The sequence below is a fragment of the Vibrio chagasii genome, assembly GCA_041879415.1.
Taxonomy (GTDB): domain Bacteria; phylum Pseudomonadota; class Gammaproteobacteria; order Enterobacterales; family Vibrionaceae; genus Vibrio.
In genome coordinates, this window is sequence record CP090851.1 from 1,751,193 (window position 1) to 1,771,399 (window position 20,207).

General features: G+C 44.8%; 22 protein-coding genes. 12 read left to right on the forward strand and 10 right to left on the reverse strand.

The features are described from left to right. Nucleotides 1-24 precede the first annotated feature (24 nt). Nucleotides 25-1,272 (reverse strand): paraquat-inducible protein A, encoded by a 1,248-nt coding sequence (locus L0991_07760; protein XGB61343.1) that lies wholly within the window; start codon nucleotides 1,270-1,272, stop codon nucleotides 25-27. A gap of 189 nt (nucleotides 1,273-1,461) precedes the next feature. Next, nucleotides 1,462-2,328 carry a LysR family transcriptional regulator gene (locus L0991_07765; protein ID XGB61344.1) on the reverse strand — a complete coding sequence of 289 codons (867 nt, stop codon included), beginning with the start codon at nucleotides 2,326-2,328 and terminating at the stop codon, nucleotides 1,462-1,464. Between the two features lie 139 nt (nucleotides 2,329-2,467). Between L0991_07765 and L0991_07770 the strand changes: the two genes are divergently transcribed. Beyond that, nucleotides 2,468-2,842 (forward strand): nuclear transport factor 2 family protein, encoded by a 375-nt coding sequence (locus L0991_07770; protein XGB61345.1) that lies wholly within the window; start codon nucleotides 2,468-2,470, stop codon nucleotides 2,840-2,842. Nucleotides 2,843-3,124: 282 nt separating this feature from the next. Next, nucleotides 3,125-3,862 carry an HAD family hydrolase gene (locus L0991_07775; GenBank protein XGB61346.1) on the forward strand — a complete coding sequence of 246 codons (738 nt, stop codon included), beginning with the start codon at nucleotides 3,125-3,127 and terminating at the stop codon, nucleotides 3,860-3,862. A gap of 53 nt (nucleotides 3,863-3,915) precedes the next feature. Here L0991_07775 and L0991_07780 read toward each other — a convergent pair whose 3' ends face one another. The 3 genes from L0991_07780 to L0991_07790 all read right to left on the reverse strand — a co-directional run bounded on the left by L0991_07780 (nucleotide 3,916) and on the right by L0991_07790 (nucleotide 7,833). Beyond that, nucleotides 3,916-4,128, reverse strand: a complete 213-nt coding sequence (locus L0991_07780; GenBank protein XGB61347.1) for a TIGR02450 family Trp-rich protein — start codon at nucleotides 4,126-4,128, stop codon at nucleotides 3,916-3,918. A gap of 143 nt (nucleotides 4,129-4,271) precedes the next feature. Further along, nucleotides 4,272-6,719, reverse strand: coding sequence for a molybdopterin guanine dinucleotide-containing S/N-oxide reductase (locus L0991_07785; protein XGB61348.1), 2,448 nt, complete (start codon nucleotides 6,717-6,719; stop codon nucleotides 4,272-4,274). A gap of 19 nt (nucleotides 6,720-6,738) precedes the next feature. Beyond that, nucleotides 6,739-7,833, reverse strand: coding sequence for a NapC/NirT family cytochrome c (locus L0991_07790; GenBank protein XGB61349.1), 1,095 nt, complete (start codon nucleotides 7,831-7,833; stop codon nucleotides 6,739-6,741). A gap of 316 nt (nucleotides 7,834-8,149) precedes the next feature. On the opposite strand from L0991_07790, the gene L0991_07795 reads away from it, so the two are divergent. Then, entirely contained in the window at nucleotides 8,150-8,425 is a 276-nt protein-coding gene (locus L0991_07795; GenBank protein ID XGB61350.1) for a nitrogenase-stabilizing/protective protein NifW, read from the forward strand. Nucleotides 8,426-8,559: 134 nt separating this feature from the next. Further along, the gene (locus tag L0991_07800; GenBank protein ID XGB61351.1) at nucleotides 8,560-9,684 is read left to right on the forward strand and encodes a M14-type cytosolic carboxypeptidase; all 1,125 of its coding nucleotides are present in this window, start codon (nucleotides 8,560-8,562) and stop codon (nucleotides 9,682-9,684) included. Between the two features lie 130 nt (nucleotides 9,685-9,814). On the opposite strand, the gene L0991_07805 is transcribed toward L0991_07800, so the two are convergent. Next, on the reverse strand, nucleotides 9,815-10,171 hold the full coding sequence (locus tag L0991_07805) for a PilZ domain-containing protein (GenBank protein XGB61352.1): 357 nt from the start codon (nucleotides 10,169-10,171) through the stop codon (nucleotides 9,815-9,817). Nucleotides 10,172-10,448: 277 nt separating this feature from the next. After that, nucleotides 10,449-11,075, reverse strand: a complete 627-nt coding sequence (locus L0991_07810) for a LysE family translocator (GenBank protein ID XGB61353.1) — start codon at nucleotides 11,073-11,075, stop codon at nucleotides 10,449-10,451. 209 nt (nucleotides 11,076-11,284) lie between these two features. Between L0991_07810 and L0991_07815 the strand changes: the two genes are divergently transcribed. The 3 genes from L0991_07815 to L0991_07825 all read left to right on the forward strand — a co-directional run bounded on the left by L0991_07815 (nucleotide 11,285) and on the right by L0991_07825 (nucleotide 13,478). Continuing rightward, nucleotides 11,285-12,553: a DEAD/DEAH box helicase gene (locus L0991_07815; protein XGB61354.1), complete on the forward strand. Its 1,269-nt coding sequence runs from the start codon at nucleotides 11,285-11,287 to the stop codon at nucleotides 12,551-12,553. Between the two features lie 287 nt (nucleotides 12,554-12,840). Next, nucleotides 12,841-13,062, forward strand: a complete 222-nt coding sequence (locus tag L0991_07820) for a hypothetical protein (GenBank protein XGB61355.1) — start codon at nucleotides 12,841-12,843, stop codon at nucleotides 13,060-13,062. Nucleotides 13,063-13,175: 113 nt separating this feature from the next. After that, complete coding sequence (locus L0991_07825; protein XGB63870.1) at nucleotides 13,176-13,478, forward strand: thiamine-binding protein; 303 nt, start codon at nucleotides 13,176-13,178, stop codon at nucleotides 13,476-13,478. A 40-nt stretch (nucleotides 13,479-13,518) separates the two neighbouring features. Here L0991_07825 and L0991_07830 read toward each other — a convergent pair whose 3' ends face one another. Further along, entirely contained in the window at nucleotides 13,519-13,686 is a 168-nt protein-coding gene (locus tag L0991_07830; GenBank protein ID XGB61356.1) for a hypothetical protein, read from the reverse strand. A 108-nt stretch (nucleotides 13,687-13,794) separates the two neighbouring features. After that, the gene (locus tag L0991_07835; protein XGB61357.1) at nucleotides 13,795-14,055 is read right to left on the reverse strand and encodes a DUF1289 domain-containing protein; all 261 of its coding nucleotides are present in this window, start codon (nucleotides 14,053-14,055) and stop codon (nucleotides 13,795-13,797) included. A gap of 191 nt (nucleotides 14,056-14,246) precedes the next feature. Here L0991_07835 and L0991_07840 point away from each other — a divergent pair, with 191 nt between their 5' ends. The 5 genes from L0991_07840 to L0991_07860 all read left to right on the forward strand — a co-directional run bounded on the left by L0991_07840 (nucleotide 14,247) and on the right by L0991_07860 (nucleotide 19,173). Beyond that, nucleotides 14,247-14,693 (forward strand): META domain-containing protein, encoded by a 447-nt coding sequence (locus L0991_07840; GenBank protein ID XGB61358.1) that lies wholly within the window; start codon nucleotides 14,247-14,249, stop codon nucleotides 14,691-14,693. A 381-nt stretch (nucleotides 14,694-15,074) separates the two neighbouring features. Then, entirely contained in the window at nucleotides 15,075-16,241 is a 1,167-nt protein-coding gene (locus L0991_07845) for an ABC transporter substrate-binding protein (GenBank protein ID XGB61359.1), read from the forward strand. A gap of 5 nt (nucleotides 16,242-16,246) precedes the next feature. Then, on the forward strand, nucleotides 16,247-17,947 hold the full coding sequence (locus L0991_07850) for a thiamine ABC transporter permease (GenBank protein XGB61360.1): 1,701 nt from the start codon (nucleotides 16,247-16,249) through the stop codon (nucleotides 17,945-17,947). Beyond that, nucleotides 17,913-18,563 carry an ATP-binding cassette domain-containing protein gene (locus tag L0991_07855; GenBank protein XGB61361.1) on the forward strand — a complete coding sequence of 217 codons (651 nt, stop codon included), beginning with the start codon at nucleotides 17,913-17,915 and terminating at the stop codon, nucleotides 18,561-18,563. Before L0991_07850 ends, L0991_07855 begins: the two co-directional genes overlap by 35 nt. Further along, nucleotides 18,553-19,173 carry a CDP-alcohol phosphatidyltransferase family protein gene (locus tag L0991_07860; GenBank protein XGB61362.1) on the forward strand — a complete coding sequence of 207 codons (621 nt, stop codon included), beginning with the start codon at nucleotides 18,553-18,555 and terminating at the stop codon, nucleotides 19,171-19,173. Before L0991_07855 ends, L0991_07860 begins: the two co-directional genes overlap by 11 nt. Before the next feature lie 77 nt (nucleotides 19,174-19,250). Here L0991_07860 and L0991_07865 read toward each other — a convergent pair whose 3' ends face one another. Then, nucleotides 19,251-20,204, reverse strand: a complete 954-nt coding sequence (locus tag L0991_07865) for a class I SAM-dependent methyltransferase (protein XGB61363.1) — start codon at nucleotides 20,202-20,204, stop codon at nucleotides 19,251-19,253. Between the last annotated feature and the right edge of the window lie 3 nt (nucleotides 20,205-20,207).

Sequence of the window (20,207 nt, forward strand, 5' to 3'; positions counted from 1 at the left end):
GTATTTCACACCTCTTTGAGGAGATTACTTCCATATAATTCGAGAATCGAAAATCATCGCTGACAACATCGTAAATATCACAACGGCCGCAAACGACAGCGCCGCAGGACCCGGATAAATCGCCATAACGCCATCCAATTGAACCAATGCCACCAATATTGCAACGACGAAAATGTCTATCATCGACCAGCGACCAATGAATTCAGTCACGCGATAAACCTTAAGATAACGGTTTGCCTTTTGCTCAGTCAGGCCATGCACCCTTTTGGCGTTCCAATAGAGATATGCCAATGCGACCATCTTCGCCATCGGAATAAACACACTCGCGATAAGAATGATCAGTGCCACAGGGTATGAACCCATATTCCAAAGTAAGATGACCCCTTCCATGATGGTTGAGCCTTCACTGGTTCCAAACGCAGAGGTATACATCATCGGGTACAAATTGGCTGGGATATAAAACACGACCGAAGTGAACAACAACGCCCACGCGATTTGTAAGTTTTTGACTGGCTCAAAGTGATGTAAATGAGTGTGGCAACGAGTGCAACGGTGGAGGCTATCGCTGTAATGGTGGACTTGCCCACAGATATGACACGCAAGATGTTGCCTGTTTTGAAATATGCTCCCAATCATAGGTTCTTGCGGAGCTTTGGTTGGTACCAAACGATCCCACAACCAATCAAAATCGACTAAAGAGATAGTCTTAACCACCAGCATGGCATAGATACAAAATGCCCAAAACGACAAGCCCATCGAAACATCCGCCAAGGCGGCTATCTTAATCAAGCTCACTAACACACCAATCAAGAAAACATCGACCATCAGCCACGGCTTCGCCCAACTCAAAGATTTGAGAGCAAGAAATGTAACCCGGTGGGAGGCGTAATTAATTCGCTTGTCGCGCTCAACCAAAAAGCAGAACCATAATGAAAGCACCAGAAAGTAAGCAGGCAAAAGAATCACCGCCAAAAACAACAGCAAAGCAATCAAACTGTTATCCATGCGATTCATCATGTCGACAGCTTGGTACAGCGTGATTTGTTGGCTAATACCTTGAACACTAAATGACATGTACGGGAAAGTTAGGCTCATGATTAATGTAATCAGGCTCGCCAACGCATAAGCGATTACGCCCTGCTGTTTATGATGCCCCACACTCGATAAAGTATGAGCACACCTTGGGCAAGACGCTTCGCTACCTGCAGACAACTCTTCAAACTGACTAACTAGTCCGCATTCATGGCATGACTTGGTAAAGCGCTCCGGCAATGAAGTTCCCTCTCAATCTTAATACGCAACTAGACACTTTAGGTAAATATAAGTAAGGGTTGGATTTTTTGCCAATGCGTACACTATTAAACGAACGCAATCTGGTAGAAATGGGAGATGGAATGAAAAACAGATGACCAACAGGCCATCTTCTATGTTAACAATTGCAGCGATAGCAACGGGTCGGCATCAAATTAAGCTTTGCTTGAGCTTCTCTTCTAAGGCTTGAACACACAGTTGGATGGCAATCGGCGTGTTTGAAGTAAAAGGGTTCAATGCGTAAACCGTATTGGTGGGTAATTCAAAGCTTGGCAGCACATCGACAACCTCACCCGATAACTGAGGAATGCAGAAATCTGGAATCACACCAATGCCAACACCCGATTTAATCAGCGCAAGACAACTGTGAAATGAATTGGTAACGCAGCTAGCTTGTTGTTGATAGACAAAGCCCTCTTGAGTTTGAGAACTAAAATGGTGTGTAACCTGCTTTCCCTGCCAAGAGTTTGCAATATAAGGAATTGATTCAAGCTCACGCTCACGCATACTTGCGACGCCACACAACACATCTTTAAACTCGCCTAACCGTTTCTGTTTTAGATTACTGTCACGAGAACTGCCAACTCGTACCGCAAGATCAATATCATGCTCCATGAGATCTAAGTGTTGGTCATCACTGATCAATTCCGGCTTTAGCTTTGGGTACTGTTTCATCAACTCCGCAATAACAGGCGCAACAAGCAAATCCATCAACGCATTGGGAGCTGTGATGCGAATCCGCCCCTGAGGCTCTTCCAATTCCGATTTCGCCATATCCCACGCGGATTCAGCGATCACGTTAATATCCTTACAACTTAGATAGAAACGCTCCCCCATATTGGTCAAGGTTTGTCTTCGCGTTGTTCGTTTAAGAAGCGAAGCACCAAGCTCTTGCTCCAAAATTTTTAGATGCTGACTAACAACAGATTTAGACAACTCTAGTTTTTCAGCCGCGGCCGATACGGAGCCTTGCTCTACAATATGAGCGAAAATCGACATCTGTTTTAGCTTACTCATCTTATTGTTCTCTTTTTGCAAACAGTATTTTCTATTATCTCTGTTTTTCAAATCAATTACCAAGACTAAACTACATTCAACTTATCGAGATAACCAATCAAAACACAGTGTTTAGAAGAAGACTGTTATGGAGAAAACAATGTCAAACAATCAAGTATTAGAAGCGTGTAAGCAAGGCATTAACGCATGGCAAAAAGCATTCAACAGCCAAGATGCGAAAGGTTGTGCAGATCAATATACAGATAACTGCGTAATGGAAGCTCGTCCATTTGGTACTTTTGAAGGTCGTGAAGCGATTCAAGCATTCTGGCAAGGCATCATGGACCAAGGTTTCAAAGACGTTGATTACACTGACGTAAAATGGGAAGAACACCCAGAAGGCGGATACATCCTTACCGCTAGTTGGACAATGAACAAAGCATTCGGCGTTGTACACCGTGAACACTGGGCGCTACAAGTCGATGGCTGTGCTCGCCTAGTAAGCGACGACTTCGAAGTTCAAGGCGAACGCTAGAAACGAGCGGCTCAAAAAAATAGCAAAGACAAAAGCCAGTAATCTACATGAGGTTGCTGGCTTTTTTATATAACCAACACAATCATTATCCACTCCAAAGAATTAATAGATTTATCTTTAGTTTCCAATACATAGCACCAAGTGTGATACTTGCTGCAAACTATCGAATCTCACTTATCGATACCCAAAGACGACTTGAGATGTTGTTATTGCTGAGCCATTCTTTGTATAAGCGATGGAGACCCTTTCCATCACAATTAGTGAGAGTGACAAGGAATTCGAATGATAAAAATGTTGGTTTGTGACTTTGACGGTACACTCGATGGCGGCCCTTCTCATGGGGTTAATCAACTTTTCAATTACCTTACAGAGCAACCCGATATCCGCTTTATCATCGCAACCGGTAGAACGCTGCCTTCCATTCAAACTGGCTTAGCATCAGATAACTACCCAGAACCACACAGTATCATCAGTGATGTTGGCACAAGGATTCACCACAACCATACCCAAAAGCCTGACCATATTTGGCATGAGAAACTCGAGGCATCGTGGAATAAGTCAAAGGTAGAGTCAGCGCTAGCGCCACTCGACTTTATGGGTGCACGCTTAGAAGGCCACCAAGGTCCCCATAAGATGACCTTTGAGGGTAAGCTGTCTGAACCTCAGCATGCATTAATTGAATCACAATTAGAATCCCATGGCTTAGATGTCCACCTCACCTATTCACACGACTGGTATCTGGATATCACACCAAAAGGCGTCAATAAAGCAACGGCAATCCATCACCTGCTGAAACAACATGACTTGAGCATTGAACAGGTGTGTGTTGCCGGTGACTCAGCGAACGATACATCAATGCTGACGATAGAGGGTGTGAACTCCATATTAGTGGCAAATCACTACCCTGAAGTGGCTCATCTATCGGACAGAGATAACGTATATACCAGTAAGGCGACCCATGCAGAAGGTGTGCTAGAAGGCCTTAAATACTGGCAACAACGAGCTTCACGTAACCGCTAATATATGTCCTCGCAGCTTCCAGCTGTGCAGTTCAATCGAAGCTGGGTTCCTTGCTACTTCCAACCTGGGATCCACGTTTGATTGTCGGTGAGGTCGCGCCAATTTATCGCTTCTTCTCGTTTCGTCATCACCGCTTCGATCAAACAGCGCACTACTTCTCCTTCGTCAAACTCTACCTCCGTAACCATAAAGTGCTTTTCCTTTTTCACCGGGCTAACGGCCGTCCACTTACTACGAAATAGTTTCTTGGGGTTGATACGGTTCATGAGCACCTCTCTCGCTTTAGTGTCGTTGATTATTCTTAGTTGTTTGAGCAGCAGAGAGTAATAGTCTCTTGCACGCAAAAAAGATCAAAAAAAGCCAGCGTATCTCGCTGGCTTTGGTTTGATTATGGCTTTCGCGCTAGTCGTTAACCGTTTTTAGGCGGCACAAATGCGGTTAGTTCAAGGGCTGGACCTGTGTATTTCTCAATCTTCACAAGTGCAGAGTTCGCGGCACAGCCGTTTGCCAAGCGTGAAGTTGGGATATCCAATGTCAGGACGTTACAGCCACCGTTCTTACAAAGACCAGTTTCTTTGTCTAGGTCAGGCCAACCACCTTCATGGATACATACTGCGCCTTGCTTGATGCCATCCGTCACCAATGCACCCACCAAGACTTGTCCACGCTCGTTGTATGCACGAACAAGGTCACCCGTTTTAATGCCACGAGCCTTCGCATCTTCTACGTTAATAGAGATAGGCTCACGATTTCCAATTGCGTATTCTTCACGAATCTTCGCGTAGTTGAACTGGCTATGCAGACGGTGCGCAGCGTGCGCAGTCATCAATTGAAGTTCATCACCTTTCGCTTTACCAAAGAACTCTGTTGGCTCAATCCATGTTGGGTGAGCAGGACAATCGGCAAGCTTGTAGCCTTCGATCGTTTTAGAGAAGATCTCGATCTTACCACTTGGTGTGCCTAGTGGGTTCATCACTGGATCTTTGCGGAAATCAGCATGACGAACAAATTGTGCAGCCTTCTTGTTGAACTTCATTTCAATTAGCTGGTTGTCATCCCAGAACTTACCAAACTTCGGCATACGAACACGTGCTTTCTTACCTGCCTTCTGAGCTTCATCGTAGAAGCCTTTCAGCCACGCCATCTCATCTTTGCCTTCGGTAAACACATCACGGCCGCCAGCTTTGATCAATTCAGACATATCCGCAAAAACATCAAAGTCATTGCGTGCTTCGCCTTGTGGTTCAACAACTTGCTTCATCGGCACTAGGTGCTGGTTACTGTAGTCACCTGTCATTGTCATATCGTTACGTTCAAATGACGTGGTAATTGGCAATACAACATCGGCGTGCTTCGCAGCGGCTGTCCAGTAGATCTCAGAAATAACCACTAGCTCAGGTTTTTGCCATGCTTTGATCAAACGGTTGGTGTCTTGGTGATGCGTAAAGTTACCGCCGCCCGCCCACCAGATCATTTTCACGTCTGGGAACGTTAACTCATGACCATTGTGCATGTATGTTTGACCTGGGTTTTCTAATGCTTCTGTAATACGCGCTACAGGGAAGCTGTTCACTGCACCAGATACCGCCCAGTCATTACCGGCAGAAGAACCACCGCCAATAGACGCTGAAATCGCTGGTAATACACCCGCATCACGAGTTGGGTTACCACCATTAGAGTAGTGATAAGACAGACCAAAACCACCACCAGGCAAGCCGATTTGACCTAGCATTGCCGCTAGCGTTACCACCATCCAGTGACGTTGCTCACCGTATTGTTGGCGTTGAATACCCCAACCTGCCATGAGCATAGTGCGGTTTTGGCTAAAGATATCAGCAAGTAGTTCAAGCTGTTTCGCAGGAACGCCGGTAATCGCTTCAGCCCAAGCTGGTGTCTTCTCAACACCGTCCTCTTTACCCATCAGGTACGCTTCGAATTTATCGTAACCTGTCGTGTATTTATTTAGGAACTCGACATCGTGCTTACCCTTTTTAACCAAAGAGTGTGCAATACCCATCATCATCGCAACGTCTGTCATTGGACGAGGCGCAATCCATTGAACGGCATCGCCAAAGAACTCGATTGTCTCAGAGCGCATTGGGTCAACTGCAATGATCGTCTTGCCAGATTTTTTAAGCTGGTGGAAGAACTCTAAGCCTGAGCAATCGGTTGAGCTCCAAGCAATTTTAAGCGTATTCAGCGGGTTCATACCCCAAAGAACGACAACGTCAGAGCTTTCTAGTACCACTGGGTGCGTTGTTTGTTGCTCGTATACTTCAATAGAGCCCATAACGTGCGGCATGATGACTTGTGCAGCACCAGTAGAGTAGTCACCTAAGTGGCCTGAATAACCACCAGCCAAGCTCATGTAACGCTGCAATAGTGTTTGCGCTTTGTGTAACACACCACTTGAACGCCAACCGTAAGATCCCGCAAATACTGACTCAGGACCATTTTCTTTACGAATTCGCATGTGCTGTTCATGAATAAGCTTATAAGCTTCATCCCAAGAAACTCGAACATACTCATCATCACCACGAACGCCCGTTGGTGCTGATGGGTTGTCTAAAAAGCCTTTACGAACCATTGGGTACTTAACACGCGCTTTAGTATGTACTTGGTCTGGACCTGTCGTTTGAAGGCTGTTTGGAACCGTTTGAGCGAGTGCGTTGGTTGTTGACACTAACTTGCCGTCTTTTACTTCACACAGCATAGGCCCCATACGACCTGCTGTTAGTACACCATTACCACGCTTGTTTCCAGCCGACGCTGTCATTGGCGTTAGCGACGTAAATGCAAGCGCACCAGCTGCCATGCCCGTTCCTTTAAGGAATCCGCGACGAGTAATATCAGTCATAATTATTTCCCTTTGTTTCTTAGTGGCCAGCCACATCTTTTGCGTGGTTCTGGAAGTATTTAGTCAGTAGTTCTAGATCTTGGTCAGAAATATCAGTTCGCTCGCCCATGCCTTTTGCAACTGGGCCCCAAGCATTAACGGTGAAGTGGTTTGCACCAATTTTTGCGTGACATGTTGAGCAGTAAACATTGTCAAGCTCTTCCGCGTATTCCCAGATTGGCTCTAGTGAATCCAATACAGGTGCATCAATGGTTGCGGTTAGAACAGCTGGTCGCCATTCATTGCCGTATTCATCAGCCTCAAAATTACCAACGTTAAGGCTCGCCTGTCCTTGCTCGGTAAGCATTGCAACAATCGCTCGCTGACCATTGCCGTAGTACAGCACTTGTTCTGCACCTTTCATTTGATAAGCATGTAGCTCAACAGTACGCTCGGTACCTTCGACGTTTTTCACATCTAGACGTGCGGTAGGGTTAATCGTGCCAAGCTCACCAATATCGATAGTTTCAGCTGAGTAAACCACCTTAGCTTTAGGGTCTGTTTTCTCGGTGAATGCCATCAAGTTGTCGAATGCCTCGCTGTCCATTTCAGGCTCTGGTGCAAAGTGCGCGACACCCTTGTGACAATCGATACAGGTTTGGTTATTTTCTTGTCCATATTCGTGCATTTTTGCCGCATCTTCCGACTGCTCATAGCTATCCATTGCGTCGAAGGTATGACAAGAGCGACAAGTAGCAGAATCACTCTCACGTAATTGAGCCCACACCGTTTCAGCCATCGCCATGCGGTGCTCTTCATACTTCTCTTCTGTATCAATTTTTCCAGTCACAAACTCGTGGTAGATATCTTTTGAGGCACGAATCTTGGTGATTACGTAGTCAACTGGATCAGAAGGAATATGGCAGTCAGAGCATTCAGCACGAATACCTTTTGCATTACTGAAGTGGATTGAGCCTTCATACTCTTCGTAAGGGATTTGCATAGTGTGACAAGAAGTACAGAACTCGGTACTAGAGGTGTAATGCATAATGGCTGCAGTGCCGCCAAGCGTTAACCAACCGATACCAATGCCCACAGCGGCAATAAGAGCAATGTATCGTTTTTTAATAGACATAATTAGAAATCATCTTCAACAATTAGTAACAATTGCGAACAGAATAATACTTTAGGGTTACCCGCTATTGATTCACGTCATAATTTGCCTTTATTGATAATAAAGAAAACTAACAATGAGACCTAAACACAACTGAACCATATAGATGACTACGCAATCATTTTCAATTACATTCATCATGCAAATAAAATGGGTTGATTTATAAAACGGAGGGAGAAGCATCGACCCCGAAATCACGCAGAAAGCAGATTAAAATCAAGATAGAAAATCACAAGGACGCTTACACTATCCCCAAATTCATGCCACCGAATGAGATATGAGCCAAACAGAATTCCAGCAAAAAATGGCGAGCTTTACCTCTATTGAACAAGCGCTCGATTACTTTGAAATTGGGTTTGATAGTAAGTTCATCGACCAAAATAGAGTCGAGCTTGTGAAACGCTTTAATGGCTATCTGATCCTGTCGAAACCTGACGATTGGTTTTCTGGAAGAAGAGCCCTGAAAAATGCCTACTGCAAGGTGCAACGCAGTAAGTTAGATCGTTATACGCGTTCGGCTTGCCGAGGGTGCACAACTTGCCAGCGTCGATAGACATAAAATGCTGTTAACAAAGAGAGCTCGGAAATAGATAGTTGAAATAACATCTCATTACGATTTAGTTAGTAGTTTGCTCGAAAAAAAGTGTGCTAGTCTTACGACAACTCAACTACGAGATAACAACTACAATGAAAATTTTCAGCAATTTCGAAAGCGGCAACATTCACGTCGTTTCAGCAGATTCACCACAAAACATTCAACTGACTATCCCTGCAGACAACCAAACTGAAATCTCTCAGTGGTTCCATTTCCGTTTAGAAAGTGAAGCGCAACAAACTCACCATTTTGAAATCGGTCAATTGGCAACGTCTGCTTATCCTGAGGGCTGGAAGGATTACGATGTAGTTGCATCGTATGACCGCGAAGAGTGGTTCCGTATCCCATCTCAGTTCGATGGTGACACGCTGAGCTTTGACATCATTCCTGAGCACGACTCAATGTACTTCGCGTACTTTGCGCCATACTCATACGATCGTCACCAAGATCTTCTGCACAGTGCACAAACTCACCCTGCGTGTAAGCTTGAAACACTAGGCCACACGCTAGACAACAACGACATAACTTTGCTAACCATTGGTGAACCTAGTGAAGAGAAGAAAAATATTTGGGTTATTGGTCGTCAACACCCTGGCGAGACAATGGCTGAATGGTTGATTGAAGGCCTACTTCAGCGCCTACTTGACGAAACAGACACAGTAGGTCGTTCTCTTCTCGACAGCGTAGTATTCCGCGTTGTTCCGAACATGAACCCAGATGGCAGTATCCGTGGTCACCTCCGTACCAACGCAATTGGCGTGAACCTGAACCGCGAATGGCAATCACCTTCTATGGAACGCAGCCCTGAAGTATTCCTTGTGCGTGAACGCATGTTAGAAACTGGCGTTGATATGTGTTTAGACATTCATGGCGATGAAGCGATTCCATATAACTTTGTGGCAGGTAGCGAAGGTACACCTTCTTACAATGAGCGCATCGCGAAGCTAGAGAAACACTTCAAGCAAGCACTACTCACGATTACGCCAGAGTTCCAAGACGAGTTTGGCTACGATAAAGATGAGCCAGGCAAAGCGAACATGACGGTAGGTACCAACTGGATCGGTGAGCAGTTCAAGTGCTTGGCGTACACGGTTGAGATGCCATTTAAAGATCACATCAGCCACGCTGACGAACTTTACGGTTGGTCGCCAGAACGTAGTGTTGCGTTTGGTCACGACATGCTAGCGGCGGTTTGGGCGACAGTAGACGAGCTATAAAGCAACGAGTATCTTGGCTATCAAAACCAGGACTGTAGATAGAACAAAGCCCAGCACTTGCGAAAGTGCTGGGCTTTTTAATGTTTGCCTATGATTTACGATTTATCGAGCCACCTAGCTCTAGAGGCCGTTATGCGACTCTCAAGCTCGCGAAAAAGACTGGGTATTTTTTCCTGATGTGCCTTTGCTCAGACACCATATCCTTAAAGCTTGGTCCTTGTGATAACTGAACAACCACTTCATCGCCTTCTTGACGTAACACAGCACCACTAATAGCAACACTATTGTTGCCATGTAGCCTCAAAGTTCCTGCCATTGAGAAGCCACGATATACAGGGATGATGTTACGCATCATAAGGCGGACACCCTTTTCAGAAACCTCACTGACGTGAAAAAGCTCATCCTTGATTCGCATCACCGGGCGTGCCTTGTGTGGGTACTTCAAACGGTAATATTTGCGCTTCTGAATGAATGACTTTTCACTCATCTGTGACTCCCTGTCTCTGTTTATTCGCAGTAGTAAACTGGTCGTTGATTTCAACGATTCGTAGCCATTCGTAAGTATCGAACAACCGAATAGCCTTCCGCCCAGTTTGTAATTCAACTCAGATATTCATCAAATTAATGACTGGTTATTATATCGGCTTTGCTAGTTATTGCTTTAAGCATTTATACAGAGATAGCTGGATTCCACATGATTCACTAAAAAGTGAGATATGAGTCGTATCGTCTTAGCCTCAATACCTCATACCGGCTCATCAAACCTACAGCTGAAACAAAGCTAACTGAATACTGAAACCGACAAATAGCACGCCACATACAATATTCATCATTTGCGAGGTACGCTTTTGAACCAATAAGCGTTTAAAGGTATCTGCCATTAGAATCACTACCAAGAACCACATTGAAACGACCATCGCCTGAATCCCGCCTAGAATCAGACTGTCGGACACAATTGCGTCTGTAGTAACAAATTGGGGGAAGATCGATAGATAAAACAGGACGATCTTAGGGTTAAGTAGATTAGTAAGTAGTCCTTTAAAAAACTGGCTATAGAGTTTGCTCCCGGATGCACTCACGACAGAAAGAACGCCCTCTTGAGCACGGAATGCCGCCCGAAAGTGGTTGTAGCCTAACCAGAGCAGATACAAAACACCCGCCCATTTCAGTCCCTCAAATGCCATTGGCGTTTTCGACAGTAATAGGCTGATACCATTCGCAGAAATAAAGGCGTGGAAAAAGAAACCACATGACACGCCTAACACATTCACAAATGCGAACAGCTTCCTTTGAGTCAACGCTGTGCTTAACACAAGCAATGCATTGGGTCCTGGAATAATGGCAATAAAAAAGACAATAACAATGAACAGCCAGATACTATCCCAACTCATTTTGTTCTCATACAGTGAAGGTTTTTAGGGCAGACATTGTACGTCCAATTGATGTCATTACAATATGATAAACGCTTAATTAACTCGTATGTCTAACTTACAAAATTGGCGCATATAATAAATACGTTTATCGTGAAGCAAACAAAACTGATTCTCTAACATTTGTAGCCCTGTTAGACTCCACCTCCCTTTTGATACTTGGTTCATTTATGTCATTTGCTAACCTAACCCTAAACACAAAAACCGTTGCTGCTCTCCCGTCTCAATTCCATAAGCCGACTGAGATCCAACAAGCGGTCATTCCTACGATTGTTTCGGGGAAAGATGTGCTTGCATTGGCTCAAACAGGTAGCGGGAAAACATTGGCATTTGGGTTACCTTTGCTCAATAACATCGACCAAGGTTCGAATAAACTGCAAGCGCTTGTCATCGTTCCAACACGCGAGCTAGCGTCTCAAGTGACTGAGTCTTTAAAACCGATTGCAACTGCCCTGAGTATCAAAACGGTAACGCTTACGGGCGGTAGAAATGCAGATGAACAACAGCAGCAACTGTCAACCGCACCTCAGCTCGCCATCGCTACGCCAGGGCGCCTGCTTGCACTCATCAAGAGTGGTGAATTAGGGTTAGCTCAATGCACATCACTAGTTTTAGATGAAGCCGATCGATTGATCGACATGGGCTTTTGGCCAGATATTCAAGCGATCACCGCAGCTCTGCCAACTAAGCGCCAATCACTGTTATTCTCTGCAACGCTTCCACCTGAGTTAGTCAACCAAGCTGAAACGCTTTTATCGAACCCAGAGAAGATTACAACTCATAAAGAAAACAGCGTTGTAGAAACTATTGAAGAGACACTGTATCTGGTAAACAAAGGCAGTAAAGCTCAAGCATTGATTGCTTTGCTCAATCAGAACCCGTGGCCACAAGTATTAGTGTTTATTGGCGCAAAAGACAACGCAGACGCACTAACCAAGCGTTTAAACAAAGCCAAAATCAGCGTGAGTGCATTACATGGCAACAAGAGCCAAGAAGAACGAGCACAAGCATTAGACAGCTTTAAAAATGGTGATACCCGTGTGCTTATCGCGACTGATGTGATGGCTCGTGGTATCCATATTGATCAGCTACCCATTGTGATTAACTTTGAGTTACCACCTCATTCAGCTACTTATGTACACCGCGTTGGAAGAACAGCGAGAGCAGGAAGTACTGGTTGTGCAATCTCGCTGGTTAGCCACAGTGAAACTGACTACCTGACTGCCATTCGCACTTTAACCAACAAAGCACTGCCGCTGCAGTCTTTAGAAGGCTTCCCAGTCACAGACAAACCAGCGTCAGAAACAACCGCTCGTAAGCGCCCACCAAAAGACAAAATGGCCAACCGCAGAACGGCTAAAAAGAAGAGCGTAAAACAGTTTAAGAGCAAATCGAATAGCTCTAGATCCAACAGCTCCAAGCCAACGAGATCAAAGTAGAGCGAGAGCAAGGATTCAGCGTTTGTCCCTGTTAATTCCCAAACTCAACGACATTCATTTTGATTAAATTCAGCCCAGAGTTTTCTGGGCTTTTTTTCGCTTCAACCATCCATTTTCTGATGCTAAATATGACACTAATACGATTTGCTAGATGACATTTTTGTGAATTACGAAGGCAAGGTATTGATTCTTGGTTGCTCAAAAAAAATACTTTCTGATCACGTTGACGCCCCTATATCTGGCAACTAGATTTTTCTATTAGTGTCTAAAACCAGGAGGTCATTGAAATGAAACGTGCTAGCTCTACATATCGATTACAACTGATTAAGGAAGTGGCAACTCGCCGAGATCGTCAACGTTCAAATGACCCGATGGCAAACTACATTCAAACTCTAATCGACAACAAAGATGACTGTGATACTTCAGTTGAACGCAACCAAAGATTCAGTGGAAACCATTTTGATGAGCACATTGGTGGCTGGGTTAGCGATCATTGGGGTTGTAAATAAAACCACCAGCTTTGCTGCTGTAGAATTAATCTCCGCATTAACCTATCATCTGCAACAACTTCCAATCATTGAGTAAGCAGAAAGTGTCTGAGTTAAAAAGAGAAAAAGAAGTGATGGTTGCCTTCCAAGTGATCCCTCGCGTTAAAGAAGGCAACAACTTCGAAGTGGTCGATAAAGCAATTGAAGTCGTGAAAGAAGCCGGTGTTCCCTTCCAAGTCGGTGCGATGGAAACGACCATGAAAGGCGAACTCAATCAATTACTCGATATCATCAAAAATGCTGAGCAGGCTTGTTACGATGCTGGGGCCGTCGAGGTCATCACAAACATCAAGATTCACAGCAAGACCACCGCTGCCGATGATACATTTTGCACGTATCATCGTGGTGTGACGAAAGCGAATCATATGTTTGTGTAAGAAAGTTCTGTTAAAGAAAGACTCTAATTAATCAGTGATGTTATTGAAAAGGCATATCGGAAAGGTGAGACAGTATCTCCATGCGCTCTTCTTCTGACATGGTATGCCAGTCACGCGCGCTTTCCTCAGGGTCATCTTTCGCCCCTAATCGCTTTCTATCCAAAGCTTTAACTGGTTTCTTGTTGAGTTTTACGTCCTTTTTATTCATACCGACACCACTCCTCTGGTACAAAGGTACCTATCTTAATATTACACCCCAACCATTATGTAAAGTAATAGTTACTGCGGAGTTAAATAAAATCTTAATACTTCCTCTTTAGCCGAAAAGATCTCTTTGGGGACTTGTACTTCCCTCTTCTTCTACCGGCTGACCAACCAAGTTGTTTTGCTTCATTATTTTTCTTCTGTAACGCTGACGACACAGCTTGATGACGTGTAATTGCTCTGCGGGAGTCATCGACATCCAATTAAAGCGTTCATCTCTTTTTCTCATACAACCATTGCAATAACCTTTGTCATCGCTAGAGCAAACCCCAACGCAAGGGCTTGGAACTTGGAAAAACTCTAACTGCTCCACTACGCCTCCTTACACATCCAAAATTACGCTTACTATCTCAAAAATAAGCGATTAATTTGTCGCCACGCCTACGAAATCCATACTAAACTATGACCTTATACTGACACATATAGTGTTTTGTAAACTATACTTTTAACCCATCAAGTTACAGATTTTCGGTAACTTCGTTTTTTCCTTTGGAGCCATATAATATGAAGTTTAGTTCAAAAAAATTACTAGCAGTAGCCGCTTTACCTATGATGCTAGCAGCATGCACAACAACAGGTGATAACGCGATGCAAGTAACACCAACCGATCTACAGCACCATAATTGGGAACTTGCGCAAATTGATGGCAAGGACATTGAGAAAAGCGAACACCAAGCGACACCTCGTCTAGAAATCGGTGAAAAGATGACTGCAAACGGCGTAGCTGGCTGTAACAACTTCTTTGGCCAAGGCGAGCTGAAAGACGGTCAATTCCGCATTAAGCAAATGGGCATGACTATGAAAATGTGTCACGGCTCAGCGATGGAAATCGAGCAATCAGTTTCTGCTACTCTAAGTGAGTGGAGCGACGTAACCCTAACAAAAGATACGCTAGTACTTAAAAACGATGTACACACGCTAACGTACACAATTCGTGACTGGGTAAACTAATCTGTCATCGACATCAAATACCGAAAAGGAGCCTTCATGGCTCCTTTTTTATTGTCTGCTTCAAAGTTCAATCTACTCAAAACGACTCTTCACACCAACTTTTCGTGCCAAGCTCCGATAAATCATAAAAAAACCTCATTTAGATGCAATTAATTCACAGCTTTAACGGTCTGTTGCTAGGATGGCAAAAGCCCAAAGTCTGTTGAGTTGCATAGATAACAGCACATTGAACAAAACTCAACCGAGAACTTCCGGCGTCTTCTCAAGTAATTGATTGAATTTACTGTTGAATTAGAATTTATTTGAGAAACAGATAGAATAACTGTTAGGGAGTTCGAAAACACAATGCTCTTGCCCGTTCACTACCAAATGGAAAAGTTTATGAACAAGATAGTAAGTACGTTAGGAATCATGGCTACCGTTGCATACAGCGCAACCATTTATGCTGATGAAGCAACATCCACCGATAGCTGGAATCAAATAGAACAGCAGGCAGAAGGACAAACTGTCTACTTTCACGCTTGGGGCGGAAGCCAAGAGATCAACCGTTACCTACAATGGGCAGGCAAGAAGTTACAAAGTGACTATGGCGTAACGTTAAAACATGTAAAAGTCACAGATATCGCTGAAACAGCGACTCGCCTACTTGCGGAGAAGGCCGCAGGTAAGAATAGCGAAGGTAGTGTCGATATCGTTTGGATCAACGGCGAGAACTTCCGTTCGATGAAAGACAACAAACTGTTGTTTGGCCCATTCACAGAATCCCTCCCTAACTGGAAGTACGTCGATAAGTCTTTACCCATTGATGTCGACTTTTCTGAACCAACGGAAGGGTTAGAAGCACCTTGGGGCGTTGGGCAATTGGTGTTCATTCACGACCAAGAAACACTGCACAACCCACCACAATCGTTTTCAGAGATGTTGAGCTACGCTCAGGCATTCCCTAACCGTTTGAGCTACCCTCGCCCACCAGAATTTCATGGCACTAGCTTTATTAAGTCTTTACTGATTGAGCTAACCAACAATAGCCCAGAACTCGCTAAGCCGGTTTCAGAAGAGAATTTCCAAGCGATCACTGCACCATTATGGGCTTACTTAGATAAATTCCACAAAGTTGCATGGCGCGGTGGTAAACAATTCCCAGCAGGCACATCAGAAAGTATTCAGCTTTTGGATGACGGACAACTCGACCTCGCGATTACGTTCAACCCAAACTCTGTGTATTCAGCCCAATCAAGTGGCCGTTTAGCAGAAACAACCAAAGCCTATGCGATGGAAAACGGTGCTTTATCTAACATCCACTTCCTTGCGATCCCTTGGAATGCGAATGCTACCGCTGGCGCACAAGTGACCATCAACTTCTTATTAAGCCCAGAAGCACAATCGCGCAAAGGTGACCTGAATGTTTGGGGTGACCCTTCAGTATTGAGCAGCAAGTACCTAACAGGTAGCGCTAAGAATACTCAGCAATTTAAATCGATTGATGAACCACACCCAAGCTGGCAAAACGCACTCGAGAAAGAGTGGCTAAAGCGATACGGTAACTAAGCTCGATGCTACGTGCTCTATATTTTGTCGTTATAGTTGTATGCATTATCCCAACAATTCCTGGGGTAGCGGGAGTAGTGGCTTCGTCACTCAGTTATATCCCGCCCCTAGGGTTGATGGAGCCCTCTCTCAACGGTTTTAGTCAAGTATTCCAATGGGAAGGCGCTTGGCACTCTATTGGTTTGAGTCTTGGTTCTGCGATTGCGAGCAGCTACATCGCGTGCTTTCTTACCTTTTGTATTCTCCAAGCTTCGTGGGGAAGCCGATTCTGGAGAAAGATCGAACTGACCCTTTCACCTATGTTGGCTATTCCCCATGTGGCTTTCGCTATTGGCTTTGCTTTTCTATTTAGCCCGACAGGTCTCGGAGCGAGAGCTGTACATCATTTACTGGGTGAATCCGCGACCAGTTCCGAGTTAGCGCTGCTAGTAAAAGATCCGTATGCATTTGGCTTGATCATTATGTTGGCACTCAAAGAAGTGCCTTTCTTATTGCTCATGAGTATATCGATACTTCAGCAAATTGACGTTGAGCGTATTGCTAAGGTGAGTGCTTCATTAGGTTATAGTCGCTCACAGATATGGTGGAAATGCATTTTTCCACAATGGTTCACCAAGCTTCGCTTCCCAATATTGGCGGTGCTCGCTTACAGTGTATCGGTTGTCGATATTGCGCTAATCATTGGCCCAACTAACCCGCCTACTTTTGCTGTTTTGGTATGGCAATGGTTCAACGATCCCGATCTGAACCTACTACCAAGAGCTGCGGCTGGCGCGATTGTTTTGTTCGGATTAGCGTCCTTGATCATCGCCTTAGCCCGCTTTATTGAATGGTCTTTGCTGAAGTTCTTTAGAGCTTGGCAATATTCGGGGCGAACAGGCATTAAACTACCAGGAAAAACCGTATTCACTGCTTTGGCAGCACTATCACTCGCAATCATTCCTTTGATGATGATTTGGAGCGTGGCTCAACGTTGGCGCTTCCCTGACTTACTTCCGAGTCGCTACAGCATGCGCTTTTGGGAATTTGAATGGGATGGCATCATGAGTACCGTTGGTCAAAGCTTATGGATTGGTCTGATCGCTGCTTCAGTTGCGCTGGTCCTTGCACTGATTGCTCATGAGTATCGAATTAAATACAAATGGCAAGTGCCTGGTTTTGTTATCGCGATTCCGATGTTGATCCCACAGCTATCCGTATTGTTTGGTATGCAGGTCACCACGCTGTATGTAGGAAGTAACGCCTATGAATTCTGGGTGATTTGGGCACACGTATTCTTCGCCTTCCCATTTGTCTATTTATCTTTAGATGGACCATGGAAAAGCTTCAACGATGGGCTCATTAAAGCATCACTCAGCTTGGGTAAATCACCATTTCAAAGCTGGTACTCCATTAAGTTCCCTATCTTATTACCTGCTATTGCCTTTGCGTGGGCCGTTGGTATCAGCGTGAGTTTGGCTCAGTACTTACCAACATTGATGCTAGGTGCAGGGCGTATTAGCACCATCACCACAGAAGCTGTCGCCCTAACGAGCGGTTTCGACCGTAGAGTGACTGCCATTTATGCCATTTGGCAGGCCTTGTTGCCTCTGTTCTTCTTCTCTTCAGCGATATTAGTCAGCCGACTTCAACTCAGATATCGCCGTCTTACTTTCAAAGGTTTCTTAAGTAATGAGTCTGTACCTCAACGACCTCGCCATCCGTAAAACCGATGGCGACTCGCTGTTTTCAGCGCTAAATGTAACATTAGAATCAGGCCAGATACTGGCATTGATGGGACCGAGCGGTTGCGGTAAATCCACCTTATTGGATGCCATCGCCGGCCACTTGAATGAAGAGTTTTCGTACTCTGGAAGTGTCGTTTTGAATGACATTCATCTGGATGAGCTCCCATCACATCAACGTGAAGTCGGTATTCTTTTTCAAGATGATCTATTGTTCCCTCACCTAAAAGTATGGGAAAACTTGGCATTCTCCCTACCTAATTCGGTTAAAGGCTCTACTCGCCAACAGCAAGCTATGGCAGCGTTAAAGGACATTGAACTGACACACTTAGCAGAGTCTTTTCCTGATCAGATTTCTGGTGGTCAACGAGCAAGAATCAGTTTAACTCGTATGTTATTAGCGAAGCCTAAACTGGCTCTACTTGATGAACCGTTCAGTAAGTTAGACCAAGAGCTCAGAGCACAATTTCGAGACTGGGTCTTTGAGCAATTAACCAAAGCCAATATCCCAACCCTGATGGTGACGCACGACGAAGCAGATGTGCCTCAAGGGGCTCAAGTACTCTCTTGGCCATGGAGAAGCAACCATGCTGGATAAGTACTCAATAAAGGTCATCAAGTGGCCATTAAACCAGTCTGCAAAAATACTGAATCGAGTCGGTATTACCGCTAATCAAACCACCCTATTCGGTTTTTTGGTCGGCTGTTTAGCGTTTCCGGCGTTAGCGTTTGAGCAATATGAATGGGCGTTAGGTTTCATCATTTTCAACAGAGTTTGTGATGGGCTTGATGGCGCCTTGGCTCGAATCCAAGGTATCAGTGATGCGGGTGGCTTCCTCGATATCAGTCTAGATTTCCTTTTCTATTCACTGATCCCTTTTGGATTTGTGATTGCCAATCCGGAACACAACGCCATTGCCGGTGCATTTTTGATCTTCTCTTTTATCGGCACGGGCAGTAGCTTTTTAGCGTTTGCGGTAATGGCGGGCAAACGAGGCATCGAGAATCCAGTGTACAAGCACAAGTCTCTCTACTACATGTCTGGTCTAACCGAAGGGACAGAGACCATTGCCTGTTTCATTGCCTTTTGTATTTGGCCACAACACTTTGCGGTTATCGCCTATACCTTTGGTGCTGCGTGTTGGCTCACCACATTTATGCGTATCTATTTTGGGTTCCAAACTCTTAAGACTCAGCAGGAAAGTTAGCGGTCTAACGACACCAACAAGATACAAAAACGCCACTCAATATGAGTGGCGTTTTCTTTTCTAATGCTAACGTTCAATTAAGCGTCAGCAGGCGTGTTTATTCTAAATCTCAGTACTTTGAGGCTTGAATCAAGGTCAACATCCACAAACTCAGGTGGGTTGTCTAAGCGTTCAATAAACTCAACGCTTGGCGCTTCTTCTGCCATCGTCTCGATAAGGAAGTTAGGTGACACTGCTGGTGAGTTCACACACGCGATCACTTCACCACCTTCCGTTAGAAGCTCTGGCAAACGACGTAAGATCTTTTTGTAGTCTTTAGTCAGCGCGAAGCTGCCTTTTTGGAACGAAGGTGGGTCGATAATAACCAACTCATAAGGACCGCCCTTCTTGATTTTTCCCCACGATTTAAAGATATCGTAACCAAGGAAATTCACCGAGCGCATGTCATGCTCGTTCAAACGGTGGTTATCACGGCCCTTGTTCAGTGAGCCACGCGACATATCAACGTTCAAACATTGACGAGCGCCACCCGCAATTGCAGCCACAGAGAAGCCACAAGTGTATGCGAACAGGTTAAGTACGTTCTTACCCTTGGCATTGTCTTGCACCCATTGACGGCCATTACGCATGTCTAGGAACAGACCAAAGTTCTGGTTACGGCCAATGTCTAACTGATACTTAAGACCATGCTCAACAACCACTGGAGAGTCGTTAAGCTCACCCCATAGCACTTCCGAAGGTGCGCCGTCAGCATAACGGTGTTGAAGCACGATGCTGGTACCTTGCTTGGTTTGCCAAATATCTTTGTTGGTCAGCGCTAGTAAACCGTCTTTAAGCGATGACAAAAACGCGTCATCAACCTCTTTAAACACATTCACCAATAATTGGCCGTCGACCCAATCACACGTGATCTGTTCTAGGCCAGGCCAAAACTTACCACGACCATGAAAAATACGACGTAACTCGTTAGGTACTTCGTTTAGCTGTTGTTCGATATGTTCAAAAAATACCGGTAAAGCAGATGCTTCCATTAT

Bases quoted from the DNA above. Each gene is read 5' to 3' on its own strand.
- L0991_07810 (XGB61353.1), bottom strand. From the start codon at position 11,075: ATGAGTTGGGATAGTATCTGGCTGTTCATTGTTATTGTCTTTTTTATT.
- L0991_07830 (XGB61356.1), bottom strand. From the start codon at position 13,686: ATGAATAAAAAGGACGTAAAACTCAACAAGAAACCAGTTAAAGCTTTG.
- L0991_07855 (XGB61361.1), top strand. From the start codon at position 17,913: ATGAGTCTGTACCTCAACGACCTCGCCATCCGTAAAACCGATGGCGAC.
- L0991_07765 (XGB61344.1), bottom strand. From the start codon at position 2,328: ATGAGTAAGCTAAAACAGATGTCGATTTTCGCTCATATTGTAGAGCAA.
- L0991_07845 (XGB61359.1), top strand. From the start codon at position 15,075: ATGAACAAGATAGTAAGTACGTTAGGAATCATGGCTACCGTTGCATAC.
- L0991_07860 (XGB61362.1), top strand. From the start codon at position 18,553: ATGCTGGATAAGTACTCAATAAAGGTCATCAAGTGGCCATTAAACCAG.
- L0991_07815 (XGB61354.1), top strand. From the start codon at position 11,285: ATGTCATTTGCTAACCTAACCCTAAACACAAAAACCGTTGCTGCTCTC.
- L0991_07795 (XGB61350.1), top strand. From the start codon at position 8,150: ATGAGCCAAACAGAATTCCAGCAAAAAATGGCGAGCTTTACCTCTATT.
- L0991_07850 (XGB61360.1), top strand. From the start codon at position 16,247: ATGCTACGTGCTCTATATTTTGTCGTTATAGTTGTATGCATTATCCCA.
- L0991_07805 (XGB61352.1), bottom strand. From the start codon at position 10,171: ATGAGTGAAAAGTCATTCATTCAGAAGCGCAAATATTACCGTTTGAAG.
- L0991_07770 (XGB61345.1), top strand. From the start codon at position 2,468: ATGTCAAACAATCAAGTATTAGAAGCGTGTAAGCAAGGCATTAACGCA.
- L0991_07825 (XGB63870.1), top strand. From the start codon at position 13,176: ATGGTTGCCTTCCAAGTGATCCCTCGCGTTAAAGAAGGCAACAACTTC.
- L0991_07790 (XGB61349.1), bottom strand. From the start codon at position 7,833: ATGTCTATTAAAAAACGATACATTGCTCTTATTGCCGCTGTGGGCATT.
- L0991_07865 (XGB61363.1), bottom strand. From the start codon at position 20,204: ATGGAAGCATCTGCTTTACCGGTATTTTTTGAACATATCGAACAACAG.
- L0991_07840 (XGB61358.1), top strand. From the start codon at position 14,247: ATGAAGTTTAGTTCAAAAAAATTACTAGCAGTAGCCGCTTTACCTATG.
- L0991_07780 (XGB61347.1), bottom strand. From the start codon at position 4,128: ATGAACCGTATCAACCCCAAGAAACTATTTCGTAGTAAGTGGACGGCC.
- L0991_07800 (XGB61351.1), top strand. From the start codon at position 8,560: ATGAAAATTTTCAGCAATTTCGAAAGCGGCAACATTCACGTCGTTTCA.
- L0991_07820 (XGB61355.1), top strand. From the start codon at position 12,841: ATGAAACGTGCTAGCTCTACATATCGATTACAACTGATTAAGGAAGTG.
- L0991_07785 (XGB61348.1), bottom strand. From the start codon at position 6,719: ATGACTGATATTACTCGTCGCGGATTCCTTAAAGGAACGGGCATGGCA.
- L0991_07775 (XGB61346.1), top strand. From the start codon at position 3,125: ATGATAAAAATGTTGGTTTGTGACTTTGACGGTACACTCGATGGCGGC.